This window comes from Streptomyces sp. NBC_00210 (genome assembly GCF_045160975.1).
Lineage (GTDB): Bacteria > Actinomycetota > Actinomycetes > Streptomycetales > Streptomycetaceae > Streptomyces.
This window is the reverse complement of sequence record NZ_CP108120.1, coordinates 1,778,838-1,797,357: the sequence shown is the minus strand read 5'-3', so window position 1 is coordinate 1,797,357 and position 18,520 is coordinate 1,778,838. Positions and strand designations below refer to the sequence as shown.

15 protein-coding genes are annotated in these 18,520 nt (G+C 70.2%); 9 read left to right on the top strand and 6 right to left on the bottom strand.

The genetic code is table 11. The features are described from left to right. Window positions 1-41: 41 nt before the first annotated feature. From OG729_RS08105 to OG729_RS08085, 5 genes are read right to left on the bottom strand one after another with little or no spacing between them, the layout of a single operon-like run. Entirely contained in the window at window positions 42-1,040 is a 999-nt protein-coding gene (locus tag OG729_RS08105; RefSeq protein ID WP_360868854.1) for an oligopeptide/dipeptide ABC transporter ATP-binding protein, read from the bottom strand. Further along, a complete protein-coding gene (locus tag OG729_RS08100) occupies window positions 1,037-2,041 on the bottom strand; it encodes an ABC transporter ATP-binding protein (RefSeq protein WP_405805201.1) in 1,005 nt (334 codons plus the stop codon). The genes OG729_RS08105 and OG729_RS08100 overlap by 4 nt, the downstream gene beginning before the upstream one ends. Next, window positions 2,041-3,027: an ABC transporter permease gene (locus OG729_RS08095; RefSeq protein ID WP_405805200.1), complete on the bottom strand. Its 987-nt coding sequence runs from the start codon at window positions 3,025-3,027 to the stop codon at window positions 2,041-2,043. Before OG729_RS08095 ends, OG729_RS08100 begins: the two co-directional genes overlap by 1 nt. After that, a complete protein-coding gene (locus OG729_RS08090; RefSeq protein ID WP_405805198.1) occupies window positions 3,024-3,956 on the bottom strand; it encodes an ABC transporter permease in 933 nt (310 codons plus the stop codon). Before OG729_RS08090 ends, OG729_RS08095 begins: the two co-directional genes overlap by 4 nt. 15 nt (window positions 3,957-3,971) lie before the next feature. Next, the gene (locus OG729_RS08085) at window positions 3,972-5,723 is read right to left on the bottom strand and encodes an ABC transporter substrate-binding protein (RefSeq protein WP_405805196.1); all 1,752 of its coding nucleotides are present in this window, start codon (window positions 5,721-5,723) and stop codon (window positions 3,972-3,974) included. A 212-nt stretch (window positions 5,724-5,935) separates the two neighbouring features. Here OG729_RS08085 and OG729_RS08080 point away from each other — a divergent pair, with 212 nt between their 5' ends. From OG729_RS08080 to OG729_RS08040, 9 genes are all read left to right on the top strand, one after another. Next, on the top strand, window positions 5,936-7,087 hold the full coding sequence (locus OG729_RS08080) for an FAD-dependent oxidoreductase (RefSeq protein ID WP_360868835.1): 1,152 nt from the start codon (window positions 5,936-5,938) through the stop codon (window positions 7,085-7,087). A 27-nt stretch (window positions 7,088-7,114) separates the two neighbouring features. Continuing rightward, window positions 7,115-7,429, top strand: a complete 315-nt coding sequence (locus tag OG729_RS08075) for a (2Fe-2S)-binding protein (protein WP_405805194.1) — start codon at window positions 7,115-7,117, stop codon at window positions 7,427-7,429. Continuing rightward, window positions 7,410-8,888, top strand: a complete 1,479-nt coding sequence (locus OG729_RS08070; RefSeq protein WP_405805192.1) for an FAD-dependent oxidoreductase — start codon at window positions 7,410-7,412, stop codon at window positions 8,886-8,888. Before OG729_RS08075 ends, OG729_RS08070 begins: the two co-directional genes overlap by 20 nt. A gap of 73 nt (window positions 8,889-8,961) precedes the next feature. Continuing rightward, window positions 8,962-9,870 (top strand): dihydrodipicolinate synthase family protein, encoded by a 909-nt coding sequence (locus OG729_RS08065; protein ID WP_405805190.1) that lies wholly within the window; start codon window positions 8,962-8,964, stop codon window positions 9,868-9,870. 96 nt (window positions 9,871-9,966) lie between these two features. Continuing rightward, window positions 9,967-11,337 carry an aldehyde dehydrogenase family protein gene (locus OG729_RS08060; RefSeq protein WP_405805189.1) on the top strand — a complete coding sequence of 457 codons (1,371 nt, stop codon included), beginning with the start codon at window positions 9,967-9,969 and terminating at the stop codon, window positions 11,335-11,337. Between the two features lie 47 nt (window positions 11,338-11,384). Next, complete coding sequence (locus tag OG729_RS08055) at window positions 11,385-12,077, top strand: GntR family transcriptional regulator (RefSeq protein ID WP_360876342.1); 693 nt, start codon at window positions 11,385-11,387, stop codon at window positions 12,075-12,077. 159 nt (window positions 12,078-12,236) lie between these two features. After that, window positions 12,237-13,502, top strand: coding sequence for an alpha/beta fold hydrolase (locus OG729_RS08050; protein WP_360876345.1), 1,266 nt, complete (start codon window positions 12,237-12,239; stop codon window positions 13,500-13,502). A gap of 121 nt (window positions 13,503-13,623) precedes the next feature. Next, the gene (locus tag OG729_RS08045; RefSeq protein ID WP_405805188.1) at window positions 13,624-14,553 is read left to right on the top strand and encodes an aldose 1-epimerase family protein; all 930 of its coding nucleotides are present in this window, start codon (window positions 13,624-13,626) and stop codon (window positions 14,551-14,553) included. A 96-nt stretch (window positions 14,554-14,649) separates the two neighbouring features. After that, the gene (locus OG729_RS08040) at window positions 14,650-16,443 is read left to right on the top strand and encodes a cation:proton antiporter (RefSeq protein WP_405805186.1); all 1,794 of its coding nucleotides are present in this window, start codon (window positions 14,650-14,652) and stop codon (window positions 16,441-16,443) included. 24 nt (window positions 16,444-16,467) lie between these two features. On the opposite strand, the gene OG729_RS08035 is transcribed toward OG729_RS08040, so the two are convergent. Continuing rightward, window positions 16,468-18,336, bottom strand: a complete 1,869-nt coding sequence (locus tag OG729_RS08035; RefSeq protein ID WP_405805184.1) for a glycoside hydrolase family 15 protein — start codon at window positions 18,334-18,336, stop codon at window positions 16,468-16,470. Window positions 18,337-18,520: the final 184 nt, after the last annotated feature.

Sequence of the window (18,520 nt, the reverse complement as noted above, 5' to 3'; positions counted from 1 at the left end):
CCGCCCCGGATCCGCCCAGCGGATCCGGGGCAGGGCCGTGTTCAGGCCGCCTCGGGGAAGTGGCAGGCGACCTCCCGCGGCTCGCCCGGTGTGGCGATCCGCAGCAGTGGCGCCTCGGTGCGGCAGATGGACTGGGCCTTGGTACAGCGCGGGTGGAAGGTGCAGCCCGGTGGGGGAGCGGCCGGGCTGGGCGGGTCGCCCAGCAGCGTGATGCGTTCACGGGCCCGCTCGGCCGCGGGGTCGGGCAGGGGCACCGCGGAGAGCAGCGCCCGGGTGTAGGGGTGGGCCGGGGCGGCGTACACCCGTTCCTTGTCGCCGATTTCGACGATCCGGCCGAGGTACATGACGGCGACCCGGTCGCAGACCCGCTTGACGACGGAGAGGTCGTGGGCGATGAAGAGGTAGGCCAGGCCGAGCTCCTGCTGGAGGCGTTCCATGAGGTTGACGATCTGGGCCTGTACGGAGACATCGAGGGCGGAGACGGGCTCGTCGGCGACGACCAGCCGGGGGCTGGTGGCGAGCGAGCGGGCGATGCCGATGCGCTGTGCCTGGCCGCCGGAGAACTCGTGCGGATAGCGGTCGATGTGCTCGGGGATGAGTCCGACCAGGTCCATCAGCTCGGCCGCCCGCTTGCGTGCGTCCGTCGACGAACTCCCTTGCGCCAGCAGGGGGTCCGAGATGATCCGGGCCACGGTCTGGCGCGGGTTGAGGGAGGAGTGCGGGTCCTGGAAGACCATCTGGAGTTCGCGGCGCAGTGGCTTGAGTTCGCGCTGGGACAGATGGCTGATGTCGTGGCCGTCGAAGGTGATCGAGCCGGTGGTGGGTTCGAGGAGCCGTACGATCATGCGGCCGGTGGTGGACTTGCCGCAGCCGGACTCCCCGACCAGGCCCAGCGTTTCCCCGGCGGCCACGTCGAAGCTGATGCCGTCGACGGCTCGCACGGGATCCCTGCCGCGGCGCTTTCCCGGGAAGGCCATCGTCACGTCCCGCACGCTGAGGAGTGGCCGCACGTTGAGGAGTGGCTGAGCTGTACTGGTCATGAGGCGACGCCTTCGTATGCGGGGAGGTGGCAGGCAGCCGGATGCTCGGCCGGTCCGGAGAGCAGGGGCCGTTCGGTCTCGCAGCGCAGCCGCTCGCTCTCCGAGGCGCCTGCCGCCCGGGGGCAGCGGGGCGCGAACGCACAGCCGGGGGCGGGTGCCAGCAGGGACGGCGGGCTGCCGGGGATGGCCCGTAGCGGTTCGTCGTCGCTGTCGTCGAGCCGGGGCAGGGAGTCGAGCAGCCCGCGGGTGTAGGGGTGGGCGGGGGTTGCGAACAGGGCGTCCACCGGGGCTTGTTCGGCCGCGCGCCCGCCGTACATCACCAGCACCTCGTGGGCGACCCGGGCGACCACCCCGAGATCGTGGGTGATCATGACGACGGCGAGTCCGCGCTCCTCCTGCAGCCGGGCGATCAGCTCCAGGATCTGGGCCTGGACGGTGACGTCGAGGGCGGTGGTCGGCTCATCCGCGATGAGGAGTTCGGGCTCGCAGGCCAGCGCCATGGCGATCATCACGCGCTGGCGCATCCCGCCGGAGAACTGGTGCGGATACTCGCCCGCCCGGCGTTCCGGCTCGGGGATGCCGACCTCGGCGAGCATCTCCACGGCTCGCCTGTGGGCCACCGCACGGCGGGAGTTGAAGTGAACCCGGTGGTGTTCGGCGATCTGCTCGCCGACCGTGTAGTACGGGTGGAGGCTGGAGAGCGGATCCTGGAAGATCATGGCCATCCGGCGGCCCCGCAGCCGGTTCAACTCCCGTTCCCCGAGTCCCAGCAGCTCCTGTCCTTCGAGGCTGATCGAGCCGGTGACCTCGGCGGCGGTGTGCAGCCCGAGCACCGCCATCGAGGTGACGGACTTGCCCGAACCGGACTCGCCGACGATGCCCAGGGTGCGGCCCCGGTGGACGTCGAAGCTGAGCGAGTCCACGGCCCGCACCGGCCCCCGCTTGGTCGCGAAGGTGACACTCAAGTCCCTTACGCTCAGCAGAGATTGGCTTGAGCTCATCAGAACCTCACCCTCGGGTCGACGACGGCGTACAGCAGGTCGACGGCCAGGTTGGCGACGACGATGAAGGTGGCGGCGAGCAGCGTGACCCCGAGGATGACCGGCTGGTCCCCACTGGAGAGCGCGCCGTAGAAGAGCCGGCCGATGCCCGGGAGTCCGAAGATGGACTCGGTGATGACGGCGCCCGCGAGGAGCCCGCCCAGGTCCATGCCGAAGATGGTGAGGATCGGCGTCATGCCGGCCCGCAACCCGTGCTTGACGACGACCGTGCGACGCGGCAGGCCCTTGGCGCGGGCAGTGCGGATGAACGGCTCCGCCATCGTCTCGATCATCGAACTGCGGCTCTGGCGTGCGTACATGGCCGCGTACAGAATGGCGAGCGCCAGCCACGGCAGGAGCAGGTTGGTCGCCCAGTGGACGGGGTCGCTCCCGAAGGACACGTACTGCGGATAGGGGAACAGCCCCGCCACCCGGATCAGCCCGTAGATGAGCATCATCGAGGTGAAGTACACGGGCATTGAGGCGGCGCCGACCGCGCCGACCATCAGGACCCGGTCGAGCAGGGTGTCCTTGCGCAGGGCGGCGGTGACTCCGGCGGTCAGACCGAGCAGCAGCCACAGCACCGCCGCGCCGAACGCCAGCGAGGCGGAGACCGGAAGCCGGTCCATCAGCAGGCCCCAGACGGACTCGCTGTTCTCGTACGAGTAGCCGAGGCAGGGAAAGCCGCAGTGCAGCGCGTACTGGCCGCTGCCCAGGGTGCGGCCGGTGAAGATGCCGCTGAGGAAGTCCCAGAACTGCACCCAGATCGGCTGGTCCAGGCCCATGTGGGCGCGGATCGCCGTCAGGCGTTCGGCGCTGCACGACTTGCCGCAGGCCGCGGCGGCCGGATCGGAGGGCAGGACGTAGAAGATGGTGAAGGTGACGGCGGCGATCGCGATCAGCACGCCGACCACGCCGAGCAGCCGGCGGCCGAGGTAGCGGGTCATGTGCGGCTTCCTCTCGGGTCGAGGATGTCCCGCAACGCGTCTCCGAGGAGGGTGAAGGCGAGCACGGCGAGGAAGAGGCAGATGCTCGGGATGACGAAGTACATGGGATCCGTGTCGTAGAACGCGACGCTCTCGGCGATCATCTGGCCCCAGGACGGGGTGGGCGGGCGGACGCCGACGCCCAGATAGCTCAGCGCCGCTTCGGTGGCGATCATCCCTGGGATGATCAGGGTGGTGTACGCGATGACGGGCCCGGCGACGCCCGGGAGGATGTCGCGGGTGAGGATCCGCCAGGACCCCGATCCGCCCACCCGCGCGGCGTCGACGTACTCGCGGTGCTTGAGCGAGAGCGTCTGGCCGCGGACCACGCGGGCGATGCCGGGCCAGCCGAACAGCCCGATCACCGCGGTCATCAGCACGATCCGGTTGACGTCCTTGGCCACCGACATCATCGCGATCATGAAGATGAGGGAGGGGAAGGACATGGTCAGGTCCATGATCCGGCTGAGGACCGCGTCGGTGCGGCCGCCGAAGTAGCCGGCCGCGATCCCGGCCGCCGTGCCCGCGATCACGACGATCGCGGTCGCGGTGAAGGCGATCAGGAGGGAGACCTGGGCGCCGTGCACGACCCGGGCGAACAGGTCGCGGCCGGTGACGGGTTCGACGCCCAGCCAGTGGTCGGCGGAGATCCCGCCGAGCGGTCCGAGCGGCAGCCCGCCCAGGTAGGGGTCGACGGCGGACTTGTCGAACTCCTCGGGCGACCAGCCGCCCAGTGCGCTCAGCAGGGGCGCGGCTGCCGCCATGACGACGAAGAGCACGACAATGACGAGGGAGATCTTGACGGAGGTGCGGCGGCGTAGTTCCGCGCGGGCCAGCTGCCAGGGGCCGCTGCCCGCCGGAACCTCCACCGGTGTGGTTGCGAGGGCCATGATCTTTACGAGCCCTCAGCCCTGGCTCTTGGACGGGTCCTTGAGGCCGACTGTGGCGTAGTCGAGCTGACCGCCGAAGGAGGTCTGACCGTAGGCGCCGGCGATGTTGCTGCCGAGCACCAGGGGCCAGCGGCGGACCAGGACCGGTACGGCGGGGGCCTTGGCGAGGATCTCGCCGTCCAGCTGCTGCCAGGCGGTGTTGGCCTGCTTGGCGTCGGTCATGGCGGCGATTTCGTCCATCCGCTTCATGGTCGGCTCGTCGCGGAAGAGCGAGTGGTTGCCGGAGTTGCCCTTCTCCTTGATGTAGCGGCCGTCGAAGACGAACGGCAGGAACGTGGAGCCGGACGGGTAGTCGGGGCACCAGCCCGTGTACGCGATGTCGGTGCGGTTCTTGGTGTCGCCGATCGTCGCGTAGAACGCCGACGGGTCGACGGTCTCGATGGTGACCTTGATCCCGGCCTTGCCCAGCGACTGCTGGATCGCCTCGGCCCGCCCCTTGTCCCCGGTCGAGACGGTCATCTTCGTCTCGAACCCGTCCGGCTTGCCCGCCTCCTTCAGCAGCTGCTTCGCCTTCTCGACGTCACCGGTCGCGGGGATCTTCAGAGTGTCCGGTTCCTTGCCGGCGAAGAGGGTGGCCGGCATGTAGGCGGTGGACAGGTCGTTGAAGGCGGGGCCGCCCGAGGCGGTGAGCACCGAGTCCCTGTCGAGCGCGTACTGCACGGCCTGACGGACCTTCACATCGTTGAACGGGGCCCGCCCGGTGTGCATTTGGACCATGTCCGTGCAGTTGGTCGACTCGGCGATCAGCCGCTTGCGTACCTCCGCGTCGGGCAGCACCTTGGCCGCGCTCTCCGGCCGCAGTGCACCCCAGGAGACGGCGGAGGCGTCGGCGCCCTGGCTGGCGATCAGCCGGTCGTCGATCTGGTTCGCCTTGAGGCCCATCACCATGACCAGCTTGTCCGGGTACGCCTTGCGCACCTGGTCGGTCGAAGCGTCCCAGCTGGTGTTGCGCACCAGCACCAGCTTCTTGCCGCGCTGGTACGACTCGATCTTGTACGGGCCCGAGGAGAACGGCCGGTTGTCGTACTGAGGCCCCTTGTCCTTGCCCTTGGGCACCGGGGCGAAGGTCGGCATGACGGTGGCGTTGGGGAACTCCGCGAAGGGCTTGCGGAGTTCGAAGACGATCGTGTGGTCGTCGGGCGTCTTGATGGAGGCGAGGTGCTTGCCCTCGGCCGGACCCTGGTAGCCCTCGGCGCCGGCCAGGTAGCGGGCGGCGTAGTCGGCGCCGCCGGGCAGGTCGGGGGAGAAGGACCGCTCGACGTTGTACTTGATGTCCTGTGCGGTGACGGGCGTGCCGTCCTCGTACTTGACTCCCTGCTTGAGATGGAAGGTCCAGGTCTTGGCACCGTTGGAGGAGGTGCCGAGGTCGGTCGCGAGGTCCGGGACGAGTTCACCGCCCGCCGTGCCGGGGGCTGCCTTGTAGGTGACCAGGGTGCGGTAGAGCAGCCGGGTCCCGAACTCCATATCGCTCATCACCCAGTTGCGGGCCGGATCGAGATGGGTGAAGTCCTGGTTGGACAGGACCGTGAGGGTGCCGCCCTTCTGCGGAGTGCCGCCGACCACGGCGCCCTGGTTGGCGGTCGCCGGATTCTTGCCGTTGGTGCTTTGGCCGCCGGCCGGGTGCTTGGAGCCGGAACAGCCGGCTGCGCCGAGTGTGATCGTCGCCGCCAGGGCGGTTGCGACGGCGGTAAGGGTGCGCTTGTTCATCTGGTCACTCCGAGAGAGAACAGTCGGCCAGCCGAGAGCTGGAATGTGACCGGTAAAATAGTAATGTGAAATTGCACTGACAAGGTGTTGGCGAGTCCGTTACGCACCTGTGTCCGAATTGGGGGCCGCTGGAGGGGTCAGCGGGTCCCTGGTTTCGGGCGGATCGCGCGAAGCCTCTTGGCAACGTCAGTGCAATGTGAAATATTACTGCCGTGCCCACGAGAAACACCTCCGACGTCATCGTTGTCGGTGCGGGCGTGGTCGGCGCGGCCTGCGCCTACTACGCAGCCCGCGCCGGCCTCTCCGTCACCGTCATCGACCGCGGCCCCGTCGCGGGCGGCAGCACCGGTGCCGGCGAGGGCAACCTCCTGGTCTCCGACAAGGAACCCGGACCCGAACTCGAACTCGCGCTGCTGTCCACCGGGTTGTGGCGGGAGCTGGCCGAACTGCTCCCGCAGATCGAGTACGAACCCAAGGGCGGCCTCGTCGTCGCCTCCGGGGAGGCCGGGATGCGCGCCCTGCGCGACTTCGCGGCAAGACAGGAGAAGGCCGGTGTGCAGTCGGAGGAAGTCCCGGGGGACCGGTTGAAGGACCTGGAGCCGCAGCTGGCCACCGGCCTGGCGGGTGGCTTCCACTACCCGCAGGATGCGCAGGTCATGCCGGCCCTGGCGGCCGCGCACCTGCTGCGCGAGGGCGGCGGGCGGGTGCGCCTCAGGCTCGGCGAGGAGGTCACCGGCCTGCTCACCACGGCGGACGGACGGGTACGGGGGGTGCGTACGGTGGCCGGCGACGTGCATGCCCCGTACGTGGTCAACGCCGCCGGCACCTGGGGTGGCGAACTGGCCAGGCTTGCGGGCGTCGAGCTTCCCGTGCTGCCCCGCCGCGGTTTCGTTCTCGTCACGGAACCGCTGCCCCGTGTGGTGCGGCACAAGGTGTACGCGGCGGACTATGTCGCCGATGTCGCGAGCGGTTCCGCCGAGCTGCAGACCTCGGCCGTGGTCGAGGGCACTCCGGCGGGCCCGGTCCTGATCGGTGCCAGCCGGGAACGGGTCGGCTTCGACGTCACGTTGTCGACCGAGGTGCTGCGCCGCCTGGCGGCGCAGGCCACCGCACTGTTCCCGGTGCTGGCCGGGGTACGGGCGATGCGGACGTATGTGGGGTTCCGCCCCTACCTGCCCGACCATCTCCCTGCCATCGGCCCCGATCCGCGAGTGCCCGGCCTGCTGCACGCCTGCGGTCACGAAGGCGCGGGGATCGGGCTTGCCCCGGCCACCGGGCTGCTTGTCGCGCGCTCCTTGGACGGCGGTGAACTGCCGCTGGACATGGGCCCGTTCCATCCCGGCCGCTTCGAATCCGCCGCTTGACCCATCTGCTACGAGAGGAGGCCCGCAGTGGCCCGTACCCCCGCCGACCTGGTCGGGGCGAACCCCGGCCCGTCGTTCGAGATCACGATGGACGGCAGTCCGCTCACCGCCCTTCCCGGGCAGTCCGTCGCCGCAGCCCTGTGGTCCGCGGGCATCCTCGCCTGGCGCACCACGCGCAACGCCGGCCGCCCGCGGGGTGTCTTCTGCGGCATCGGGCAGTGTTACGACTGCCTCGCCACCATCAACGGGGAGCCCAACCGCAGGGCCTGTCTGGTGCCGGCCCGTCCCGGCGACGTGATCACCACCCAGGAGGGACACGGCCATGCCCGCCTCAGCGTCTGACCCGTACGACCTCGTGGTGATCGGAGCGGGATCGGCCGGTCTCGCGGGGGCCGTCACCGCCGCTGAACTCGGCCTGTCCGTCGCCCTGTTGGACGCATCGCCGCAGCACGGCGGACAGTTCTACCGGCATCCGGCGCCCAGCCTGGCGGCGGCGCGGCCCGAGGCCCTGCACCACGACTGGGCTGCCTTCGCCGAACTGCGCAGACGTCTGGAGCAGAGCGACGTCAGCCACCTGTCCGGACACCATGTCTGGGCGGTCACCAAGGAGGACCACGGTCTGTGGGCGGTGCACGCCGTCACCGGGGCCGACGGCACCGCGGAGCGGTCGGCGCGGGTGCGGGCCCGTACGGTCCTGCTCGCGACCGGGGCGTACGAGCGCCAACTGCCCTTTCCCGGCTGGACCTTGCCGGGTGTCGTGGGGGCCGGGGGGGCGCAGGCCATGCTCAAGTCCGGCCTGGTGCTGCCCGGTAAGCGCGTTGTCGTGGCGGGCAGTGGCCCCCTCTTGCTCGCGGTCGCCTCAGCGCTGGCCGCCGCGGGCGCGCGAGTGCCGGCCGTGGTCGAGGCATCCGGCTATCTGCGGTACGCCCGCCGCCCCGGTGCGCTCGTCACCAACCCGCACAAGCTGGCGGAGGCGGCGGTCCACGGTGCGGCTCTGCTGCGGCACCGGGTGCGGCTGCGGCTGCGCAGCGCGATCACCCAGGTGCATGGCGCCGACCGGGTGGAGGCCGTCACCGTCGCCCGGCTCGACCGCGACTGGCGTCCCGCAGGAGAGGCGGGCCGGCGGATCGAGTGCGACGCGCTCGCTGTGGGGCACGGCCTGGCCCCGCAGATCGAACTGGCCACCGCACTCGGCTGCGCCACCCGCCCGCTGGCTGACGGGACATCCGCCCTGGCCCTGGACGGCCTTCAGGAAACCTCGGTGCGTGGCCTGTGGGCGGCGGGGGAGACCGGGGGAGTCGGTGGCGCGCAACTCGCCCGCGCGGAAGGGGAGCTGGCCGGTCTGGCGGCAGCCGCCAGACTGTACGGGCATGCCATCCGCGAGGGGCGCGTCCGCGAGCTGCAACGCCGCCGGGACCGGATGCGCGCCTTCGCCGACGCGATGACCCTCGCCCATGCCCCGGCACCGGGCTGGACGGGCTGGCTGACCGACGACACGGACGTGTGCCGCTGCGAGGAGGTATCCGCCGGAAGCATCCGCGAAGCCGTCACCGACCTCGGGGCCCGGGACGCACGTACCGTCAAACTCCTCACCCGGGCCGGTATGGGCTGGTGCCAGGGGCGTATGTGCGGGACGGCCGTAGCGTGCCTCGCGGCCCGTGAGGGTGACGTGGAACCATCCGCTGAACGCCGTCCGTTCGCCGTGCCTGTCCCGCTCTCGGCACTCGCCTCGCTCGAAGAGCCCGCCGAGACGGGGCCCGCCGAGATCCGGCCCGATACCGCCCCGGCCGCCGGCCACTGACCCGCGGTCCGCCCCCTTGTGGGCGCCGCATCCCCACCAGTAAAATGTCACACATTACAGAAAGGCTACCGGCATGACCGCCACCTCCTGGAACAGCACCCGCCCTTGGCGCGGGATCATGGTCGCCACCGCGCTGCCCCTGCGTGACGACCTGTCCGTCGACTACGACGCGTACGCCGAGCATGTCGCCTGGCTGATCGAGAACGGCTGCGACGGCGTCGTGCCGAACGGTTCGCTCGGCGAGTACCAGACCCTCACCGACGAGGAGCGGACCCGGGTGGTCCGTACCGCCGTCGAGGCGGCGGGCGACGGCGCGCGGGTGATGCCCGGTGTCGCCGCCTACGGCAGCGCCGAGGCCCGCCGCTGGGCCGAGCAGGCCGCCGAAGCCGGCTGCGGCTCGGTCCTGCTGCTGCCCCCGAACGCCTACCGCGCCGACGAGCAGGCCGTCCGCGCCCACTACGCCCAGACCGCCAAGGCCGGGGTGCCGGTCGTCGCGTACAACAACCCCATCGACACCAAGGTGGATCTGACACCCGCGCTGCTGGCCGAGCTGCACGCCGGCGGGCACATCGTCGCGGTCAAGGAATTCACCGGCGATGTCCGCCGGGCCTACGAGATCGCCGAACTCGCCCCGGAACTCGACCTGCTCATCGGCGCGGACGACGTCCTGCTGGAGCTTGCCCTGGCCGGCGCGGTCGGCTGGATCGCCGGCTATCCCAACGCCTTCCCCGCCAGCTGCGCCGAGCTCTACCACGCCGCCGTCGCCGGCGACCTCGACACCGCCCTGCCGCTCTACAGGTCCCTGCACTCGCTGCTGCGCTGGGACTCCAAGGTCGAGTTCGTCCAGTCCATCAAGCTGTCCATGGACATCGCCGGCCGCCGTGGCGGCCCGGTCCGCCCGCCGCGCGTTCCGCTCACGGGAGAGATCGAGGCCGGAGTCCGGGCCGCCACCGAGAAGGCCGTCGCCGACGGTCACCACTGACCACGGGAGCCCACGCATGCGTACCCGCCACGTCTTCCACGCCGTCGACTCCCACACCCTCGATCCGGACGACCCCTTCCCCGGAGGTTTCCTCCTGTGACCAGCCTCGTCTCCCGTAACCCGGCCGACCCCACCGACATACTCGTCAACATCCCGACTCCGGGCGCGTTCGCGGCGGTTGACGCCGTCGAGCGGGCCCGTGCCGCCCAGCCCGGCTGGCTGATCGGTGGCGCGGCCGCCCGTTCGGCGGCGCTCACCGCGGTCGCCGCCGGCATCGAGGCCGCTGCGGACGAGCTTGCCGAACTCGCCGTGCGCGAGGTGGGCAAGCCGCTCGCCGAGGCCCGCGCCGAGGTCGCGCGGACCGCCGCGATCTGGCGGTACTACGCCCAGGCCCCGTACGAACCCACCGGCGCCGTCCACGAACCCGCCGCCGGCCCCGGACTCCTCCTCACCCGTCGGCGCCCGCACGGCGTCGCGGGCCTCATCACACCCTGGAACTTCCCCTTCGCCATCCCGAGCTGGAAGGCCGCCCCGGCGCTCGCGGTGGGCAACGCGGTCGTCCTCAAGCCCGCTCCGGAAGCGACGGCGTGTGCGCAGCGCCTGGCCGAGATCGTCCAGCAGAGCCTGCCGGCAGGGGAGTTCACCGTGCTGCCCGGCGGGGCGACCGAGGGCAACGCCCTCGTCTCCGCCGCCGATGTCGTCTCCTTCACCGGCTCGACAGCCGTCGGCCAGGCAGTTGCACGTGGCGCCACGGCCCGGGGCATCCCGGTCCAGGCGGAGATGGGCGGCCTGAACGCTGCTCTCGTCCTTCCGGACGCCGACATCGAGCAGGCCGCGGCCCACATCGCCGCCTCCATCGCCGGATACGCGGGCCAGAAGTGCACCGCCACCAGCCGCGTGATCGCCGTCGGCGCGGCCATCGACCCGCTGCGCGAGGCACTCTCCGAGGCGCTGCGGACCGTCCAGGTCGGCGACCCGGCCGACCCGTCCACCGTGTGCGGACCGCTCATCGACGAACGTGCTCGCGATCAGGTCAGCAGTGCCTGGGGCGGACCCTCGGTACTCGCGGGCGGCACCGTGCCCGACGGCCCGGGCTGGTACGCGGCCCCGACCCTGGTCGAGAAGGTGTCCCCGGGCCACCGGCTGCTGCGTGAGGAGGTCTTCGGGCCCATCGCGACCCTGCTGCCCGCCGACGACCTCGCCCATGCCGTACGGATCACCAACTCGGTCCCGTACGGCCTGGTCACCTCGGTCCACACCGCGGATCTGGACACGGCCCTGAACGGACTGGATCAGCTGGACACCGGGATGATCCGGATCAACGCCCCGTCCACCGGCGTCGACTTCCACCTGCCTTTCGGCGGCGCCAAGGCCTCCAGCCACGGGCCGCGCGAACAGGGTCACGCGGCTTTGGAGTTCTACACCTCCAGCCGCACGTACACCCTGTCACCTGTGAAAACCACGTGACATTGTACGGTGGTGATCGGCTCCGGGATGAAGGGATCACCACCGTTATGGGTCACCTGAAGCAGCGCGACCTCAACGCCACCCGCGAGCGGCTGCGCGACCAGGTCGCCCACGCCCTGCGGGCCGCCCTGATCTCCGGCGAACTGCGGCCGGGCGAGGTGTACTCCGCGCCGGGGCTCGCGGAGGACTTCGGCATCTCCGCGACGCCCGTGCGCGAGGCGATGCTCGACCTGGCCCGGGAGGGCCTGGTCGAGCCCGTCCGCAACAAGGGGTTCCGGGTCACCGAGGTCAACGAGCGCGATCTCGACCAGTACACCGAGATCCGTGCCCTGATCGAGATCCCCACGGTCGGCCGGATCACCCGGTCCGCCGCTCATGAGGAACTTCAGGCGTTGCGGCCGGTCGCCGAGGAGATCGTCCGGGCCGCGCGAGACCACGACCTCATCGGCTACCTGGAGGCCGACCGGCAGTTCCACCTCTCGCTCCTCGCCCTCTCCGGCAACGAGAGGCTCGTCGAAACCGTCGGCGACCTGCGCAAGCGATCCCGCCTGTACGGACTCACCGCCCTCGACGAGCGAGGCGGGCTGATCCCCTCCGCCGAGGAACACCTGGAACTCCTCGACCTGATGCTCGCCGGCGACGCGAAGGGAGCGGAGAAGTGCATGGCCAAGCACCTGGGCCATGTCCGCTCCCTCTGGGCCAAGAGCGAGGCCGCGGCGAAGTCCGCCCGCCGCGGCTGAGCCGAGGACAGCCCTCGGCTGAGCCGGGGGCACAGCCCTTCATAACGTGGAGTTATGCGGACCTGGGGGCTCCCCGCCGGCAGCCGGCCGTCCCATGCTGATCGGTGCAATGTCACACGTCATACGTCAGGCCGCGCCCCTGGGCTGTGAAAGGGATCCATGAACCCCGCGTACGCGACCGTCGACCACGTCTTCACCGTCCCCCTGGACCACTCCGCCCCGGGCGGGCCGGACATCCAGGTCTTCGCCCGTGAGGTCGTCGACCCGGCCCGCGTCGGCGAGGGACTTCCCTGGCTGCTCTATCTGCAGGGCGGCCCGGGCGGCAAGTCACCCCGTCCGTCGGCCGGTTCACCCAGCTGGCTGCCCCAGGCGCTCAAGACCCACCGGGTGCTCCTGCTGGACCAGCGCGGCACCGGCCGCTCCACCCCCGTCACCGCCAGGTCCGCCGCCCGCTTCGCTTCCCCCGCCCAACTCGCCGCGCATCTGAGCCACTTCCGTGCGGACTCCGTGGTTGCCGACGCGGAACTGATCCGCCGTCAACTCTGCGGTGAACAGCCCTGGGAGACACTCGGCCAGAGCTACGGCGGCTTCCTCACCCTCACCTACCTCTCCCAGGCGCCCGAGGGACTGCGGGCCTGCTACGTGACCGGTGGCCTGGCCGGACTCACCGCCACCGCCGACGACGTGTACGCCCGCACCTACCCGCGGGTGCGGGACCGCGTTCTCGACTTCTACGCCCGCTACCCCGACGACGCCCCCCGCCTCCGCAAGATCGCCGATCTCCTCGCGACCACCGAGGTCCATCTGCCCAATGGAGACCGCCTCACCACCCGCCGCCTGCGCACCCTCGGACTCGCCCTCGGCATGGGCGACGGATTCGAGCGGATCCACTGGCTGCTCGACGAATCCCTGGATGCCGACGGCGAGCCGAGCGACACCTTCCTCCACCAGGTGATGGCCCTCACCGGCTTCACCGACAATCCGCTGTTCGCCGTGATGCAGGAGACGCTCTACGGCCAGGGCGCGGGTTCGAGCGGCTGGGCCGCCTCGCGGGCGCTCGCGGGCCTCCCCGAATTCGCCGAGGACGCGGATCCGCTCCTCCTCACCGGAGAAATGATCTACCCGTGGATGTTCCGCGACATCACGGGTCTGCGCCCCTTCGCGGACGCCGCCGACCTGCTGGCCGAACGTGCCGACTGGCCGCCGCTGTACGACGTCCAGCGCCTCGCCGACAACCGGGTCCCCCTCGCCGCGATCGTCTACCACGACGACATGTACGTGGACGCCGCACTCTCCCTGCGCACCGCGCGCGAGGTCGGTGCCACCCGTGTCTGGGTCACCAATGAATGGGAGCACGACGGCGTCACCGCCTCGGGCGGCCGGGTGCTGGCCCGCCTGATGGACCTGGCCGGGGGCCGCGCATAGGGCCGCGCGGGCCCGCTCCGAAGCCGCTGAAGTGCGAGCCGGCCCTGGATGGTCGAGATTGGGCAGGGCGGCGCGCAGCGGGACCGCGGGGGCGAGCGGGACCGTAAGGAAGGAGCGGCGGATGAGCCGGAACGCAACGGGCGCCCAGTGGCAGATGCGCTACGGCGACCAGACCGCCGTCGTGGTCGAACTGGGCGGCGCGCTCCGCCACTACGCGGTGGGTGCGCGAACGGTGCTGGACGGGTTCGACGCCGACACGCGGATTACCGGCGGCCGTGGACAACTCCTCGTGCCCTGGCCCAACAGGGTGGGCGGCGGCCGCTACACCTGGAAGGGACAGGAGCTGCAACTTCCGCCGACCGAGCCGGACAGTGGCAACGCGATCCACGGTCTGCTCCGCTGGTCGGCATGGCGGCTGCTCGACCAGCAGGAGGACCGGGTGACGACGGGCACCACACTCTTCCCGCAGCCCGGCTACCCCTTCCTTCTGGGAGTGTCCGCCGAGTACCAGCTGGGTCCCGAGGGGCTGGCTGTCGCCGTCACCGCGACGAACCTGGGGGAGGCGGTGGCACCCTATGGAGCAGGGCAACACCCCTACCTGACGGTGGGAACCGACCTGGTGGACGAAGCGCTGCTGACCGTGCCCGCACGGTACCGGCTGCGCACCGACGAGCAAGGTCTGCCGGTCGGCAGCGAACCGGTCCAGGGCACGCCCTATGACTTCCGGGCACCCCGGCCCATCGGCGAGCAGCCGCTGGATACGGCGTTCACCGAACTCGACCGGGACGCCTCCGGTCGCGCAGTCGTCCGCCTGGCGCATCCCTCCGGACAACACGGGATCGACGTATGGCTCGGCGAAGGCACCGGATTCGTACAGGTGTACACCGGCGACACGCTCCCCGAGCCCGAGCGGCGACGCCGCGGTATCGCCGTCGAAGCCATGTCCTGCCCGGCGGACGCCTTCCGCAGCGGCAGAGCGGTGACCGCTCTGGGCCCGGGCGCCCAGCACGTGCTCCGTTGGGGCCTCACCCCCTGGGGGCCCACGACATGAGGCCGACAGGTGCTCATCGCCATCTGCCTCTACGGCTGGCGGCAAGCCTGGGGGTCGCCCAGCGCCACTCCCTCATGAGTACGGCCCAAGACGCCTGTGACTGACGACGAGATCCTCCTCGGCATCGGTTTGACCGTCGTCCTCGCCGTCGGCTCGCAGATCCTGGCGAGCCGGCTGCGCATCCCCGCCCTGATCGTGCTGCTGCCGGCCGGATTCACCGCGGGCGCCCTGACCCACGTCATCCACCCGGACCAGTTGCTGGGGCCGGACTTCTCCGCTCTGGTGTCGCTTTCCGTGGCGGTGATCCTCTACGACGCCGGTCTCGGACTCGACCTACGACATCTCGCCGGTCGCACCCGGGGGGTCGTGGTCAGGCTGCTGTTGCTCGGTGTGGTCATCACCTGGGCGGCCACCGCAGGAATCGCCCCGGTAATGTTCGGCATGCCACTCGAGGTGGCTGTGATGCTGGGCGTGATCCTCGTCGTCTCAGGTCCGACCGTCGTCGGTCCGCTGCTCGAGCATGTGCGGCCGACGGAAAAGATGCGGCGCATCCTGATCTGGGAAGGGTCGCTGATCGACCCGATCGGCGGCATCCTCGGGGCACTCGTCTTCCACGCCATCGCCGCGAGCCAGATCGAAATCGGTAAGGGATTCCAGCTCGGACAGCTCCTCATCAGCCTGGCCGTAGGCCTGGTGGGGGGCGTGGTGGGAACCGCGCTCCTGTGGCTGACGCTGCGCACTCTTCGCCTCGGCGAGACGCTCGGCACGCTGGCGCAACTGGCCACAGTGATCGCCGTGTCGGCGGGCTGCGACATCGTCCGCGACGACACAGGCCTCATCGCCGCGATCGTCGCCGGGCTGGCCGTCACCAACCTCCGCGGCTTCGACATGCCCACACGCAGGCCCTTCTTCGAGACGCTGGTCCAGCTGATCATCGGCCTGCTGTTCATTTCCATCGCGGCCACCGTCACCCCGGCCTCCCTCAAGCCCGTACTCCTTCCCTCACTCGGGCTCATCGCCGTCCTCGTGCTCCTGGTGAGGCCGCTCGTTGCCTACGCCTCCACCCACCGGATGGGCCTCACCGGAGGGGAACGTGCCTTCCTCGGGTGGATGGCCCCGCGCGGCATCGTCGCGGCCGCTACCGCGTCGACCTTCTCCGCCAGCCTCGTCGACAAGGGGCTGGACGGTGCCTCCAAGATCCTTCCGACCACCTTCCTTGTCATCGTGGGGACGGTCCTGCTGTACGGGCTGACTGCCGGGCCGGTGGCCGAGCGACTCGGAGTCGTCAGATCGGCACGTGCACGGCCTCTGCTGGTGGGGGGCGATCCATGGGTGATCGACCTGGGGAGGGCCCTGCGCTCCGCGGGGCTCGACGTGCTGATGTGGGCAGGACAGGAGCAGCAGCGGGAGTCGATCAGCCGGGCCGGGATCGAGCTTGCGCCGGGTGAGCTACTGGCGGCGGCGACCGACCCCGAGGCGCGGCTCGAGGGGGTCACCGCAGTGTTCCTGCTCACCGAAGACGACGATTTCAATGCGCTCGCCTCGGTCGTCGTGCGGGACATGGCCGAGGGCCGGGTCTACCGTGTCGGCCCGCCCCACGAAAGTCATGCCGTCCTGGCCCCCTACACGGGCGGCGACATCCTCTTCGGCCGGGGACTGGTCCGCCACACGCTGGCCGAGTGGTACGAGCAAGGCGCCCGGTTCGCCGTGGAGTCCGCCGGGGATGCCCCACCGTCCGGGCGCAGCACTCTTTTCGTGGTGCGGGCCGACGGTCGGCTGGACCCCGTCACTGAGGCTCACGTACCCATTGCGGCCGCAGGGGACAGTGTCGTGCTCCTCGGCCCCGCGCCGGCGATGCCGGTGCACGGCGACCCGAGCACCGGCAAGTGACCGTCGGAGAAGGGGGTGGATCCGCTACGTGGCACCCGGCGGAGCCGAAGTCCCGTTTCCGCCCGCCCGGTTCAAGGCCGCGTCCAGGGTGATGGCCGCGTCGATAAGAGCGAGATGCGTGAAGGCCTGGGGAAAATTGCCCAGCTGCCGCCCGGTCAGGTCGATCTCCTCGGAGTACAGGCCGAGGTGGTTGGCGTACGTCAGCATCTTCTCGAGGACGAGCCTGGCCTGGTCGATCCGTCCGGCCCGCGCGAGTGCGTCGACGTACATGAACGTACACAGGGAGAAGGTTCCTTCGGAGCCGCGCAGGCCGTCGGGCGACGCCTCGGGGTTGTACCGGTACACGAGACTGTCGGACACCAGCTCCTGGTCCATGGCGTCCAGTGTGGAGATCCACATGGGGTCGTCCGGGGTGATGAAGCCGACGGTGGGCATGCGCAGCAGCGACGAGTCCAGCACGTCACTGCCGTAGTGCTGGACGAAGGCGCGCCGCCCGGAGTCCCAGCCCCGTGTCAGGATCTGCGCGTAGATCCTGTCGCGTTCGCTGCTCCAGCGCTCGAGTTCGGCCGGCCTGCCACTTGCACGGGCGAGCCGCACCGCCCGGTCGAAGGCGACCCAGGACATCACCCGCCCGTAGGTGAAGTGCTTGCGGCCTCCGCGGGTCTCCCACAGGCCCTCTCCGGCCTCGTCCCAGTGATCGGAGAGCCAGTCGAGAAGCGTGCGCAAGGACGTCCAGCCGCCGTGACCCAGCTGGATGCCGCGCTGATGGGCGAAGTAGATACTGTCCAGCGCCTCGCCATAGATGTCGAGTTGAAGCTGCGTCGCCGCACCATTGCCTATCCGCACCGGACTTGAACCCTGGTATCCCTCCCAGTGTTCGAGGACCTCCTCGCTGAGATCGGCGGAACCGTCGACCCGGTACATGATGTTGAGCGGCCCCGTGCCGCTGTCACTGCCGGACTTCTCCTGGACCCGGTCGCGCAGCCAGCCGATGAACGCTGTTGCCTCCTCGGTGAAGCCGAGCCCCAGGAGGGCGTACACGGAGAAGGAGGCGTCCCGGATCCAGGTGAACCGGTAATCCCAGTTCCGCTCGCCTCCCAGCTGCTCCGGCAGCCCGGCGGTGGGTGCCGCCACCAGGGCTCCGCTGGGGGCGTAGGTCATCAGTTTCAGCGTCACCGCCGAACGTTCCACCGCCTCCCGCCATCGGCCGGAGTAGCGGGACTGGCGTAGCCAGAGGCGCCAGTACCGGACGGCATCGTCGAAGAGTTGCTGGAACTCGGCGGCGCTGATCACCCGGGGCGGGCCGTCAGCGGCGGACTCCAGGACGACGCCACGCTGCTGGCCGGCCTCCAGGGTGAGTGAGAACTGCAGGTCCTGGTCGGTCATGCGGATGTTCCCCAGGCGTGGGTCATCCGGTTCGCGGACGACGTGGATCGTCAGCTCCGTACCGTCAGTGGCGAATACGGCCCCGTTCTCGGTGATGCGCAGCTCGTGCGGGGTACGGCCGTAGTCGAATCGCGGAGCTATGTCCACGTCGAACGTCATGCTTCCCCGCACACATCGCAGCATGCGCACCAGCCGGTGGCGACGGGTGGCCGTCTGCCCGGTCACCGGCATGAAGTCGATCACCTCGCCCGCTCCCGCCTCGGTCATGAACCGGGTGACGAGGACGGCGGTGTCGGGCAGGTACAGCTGCTTGGTGGCATAGGTCCGGTGCACCGGGGCGACCTTGAAGTGCCCGCCCTTGCGCCGGTCCAGCAGAGCGCCGAATACGCTCGGAGAGTCGAAGCGCGGGCAGCAGTACCAGTCGATCGTTCCCTCGGTGGTAACCAGTGCTGCGGTCTGCAGGTCCCCGATCAGACCGTGGTTCTCGATCAGCGCGTATTCGTCCATGGCGGGCCCTTCCGGCCCGAGCGGGCCTGCTTGGCCTGACGTGGACCCCCGGAATATCTCGGGACGGATCGGGATGTGTGAAACCGTTCCGCCGTTTCGGGAATCCGGTGCACTCCAACAGCTTATGCAGAGACTTCGTCGTGGGCTCGTTGGGCCATGGCCGGTTGAAGCGTGTGAGGAATAC

Excerpts from the sequence above, each read along its gene's own strand:
- OG729_RS08105 (WP_360868854.1), bottom strand. The coding sequence starts at position 1,040 with ATGACCAGTACAGCTCAGCCACTCCTCAACGTGCGGCCACTCCTCAGC.
- OG729_RS08100 (WP_405805201.1), bottom strand. The coding sequence starts at position 2,041 with ATGAGCTCAAGCCAATCTCTGCTGAGCGTAAGGGACTTGAGTGTCACC.
- OG729_RS08095 (WP_405805200.1), bottom strand. The coding sequence starts at position 3,027 with ATGACCCGCTACCTCGGCCGCCGGCTGCTCGGCGTGGTCGGCGTGCTG.
- OG729_RS08090 (WP_405805198.1), bottom strand. The coding sequence starts at position 3,956 with ATGGCCCTCGCAACCACACCGGTGGAGGTTCCGGCGGGCAGCGGCCCC.
- OG729_RS08085 (WP_405805196.1), bottom strand. The coding sequence starts at position 5,723 with ATGAACAAGCGCACCCTTACCGCCGTCGCAACCGCCCTGGCGGCGACG.
- OG729_RS08070 (WP_405805192.1), top strand. The coding sequence starts at position 7,410 with ATGCCCGCCTCAGCGTCTGACCCGTACGACCTCGTGGTGATCGGAGCG.
- OG729_RS08065 (WP_405805190.1), top strand. The coding sequence starts at position 8,962 with ATGACCGCCACCTCCTGGAACAGCACCCGCCCTTGGCGCGGGATCATG.
- OG729_RS08055 (WP_360876342.1), top strand. The coding sequence starts at position 11,385 with ATGGGTCACCTGAAGCAGCGCGACCTCAACGCCACCCGCGAGCGGCTG.
- OG729_RS08050 (WP_360876345.1), top strand. The coding sequence starts at position 12,237 with ATGAACCCCGCGTACGCGACCGTCGACCACGTCTTCACCGTCCCCCTG.
- OG729_RS08045 (WP_405805188.1), top strand. The coding sequence starts at position 13,624 with ATGAGCCGGAACGCAACGGGCGCCCAGTGGCAGATGCGCTACGGCGAC.
- OG729_RS08035 (WP_405805184.1), bottom strand. The coding sequence starts at position 18,336 with ATGGACGAATACGCGCTGATCGAGAACCACGGTCTGATCGGGGACCTG.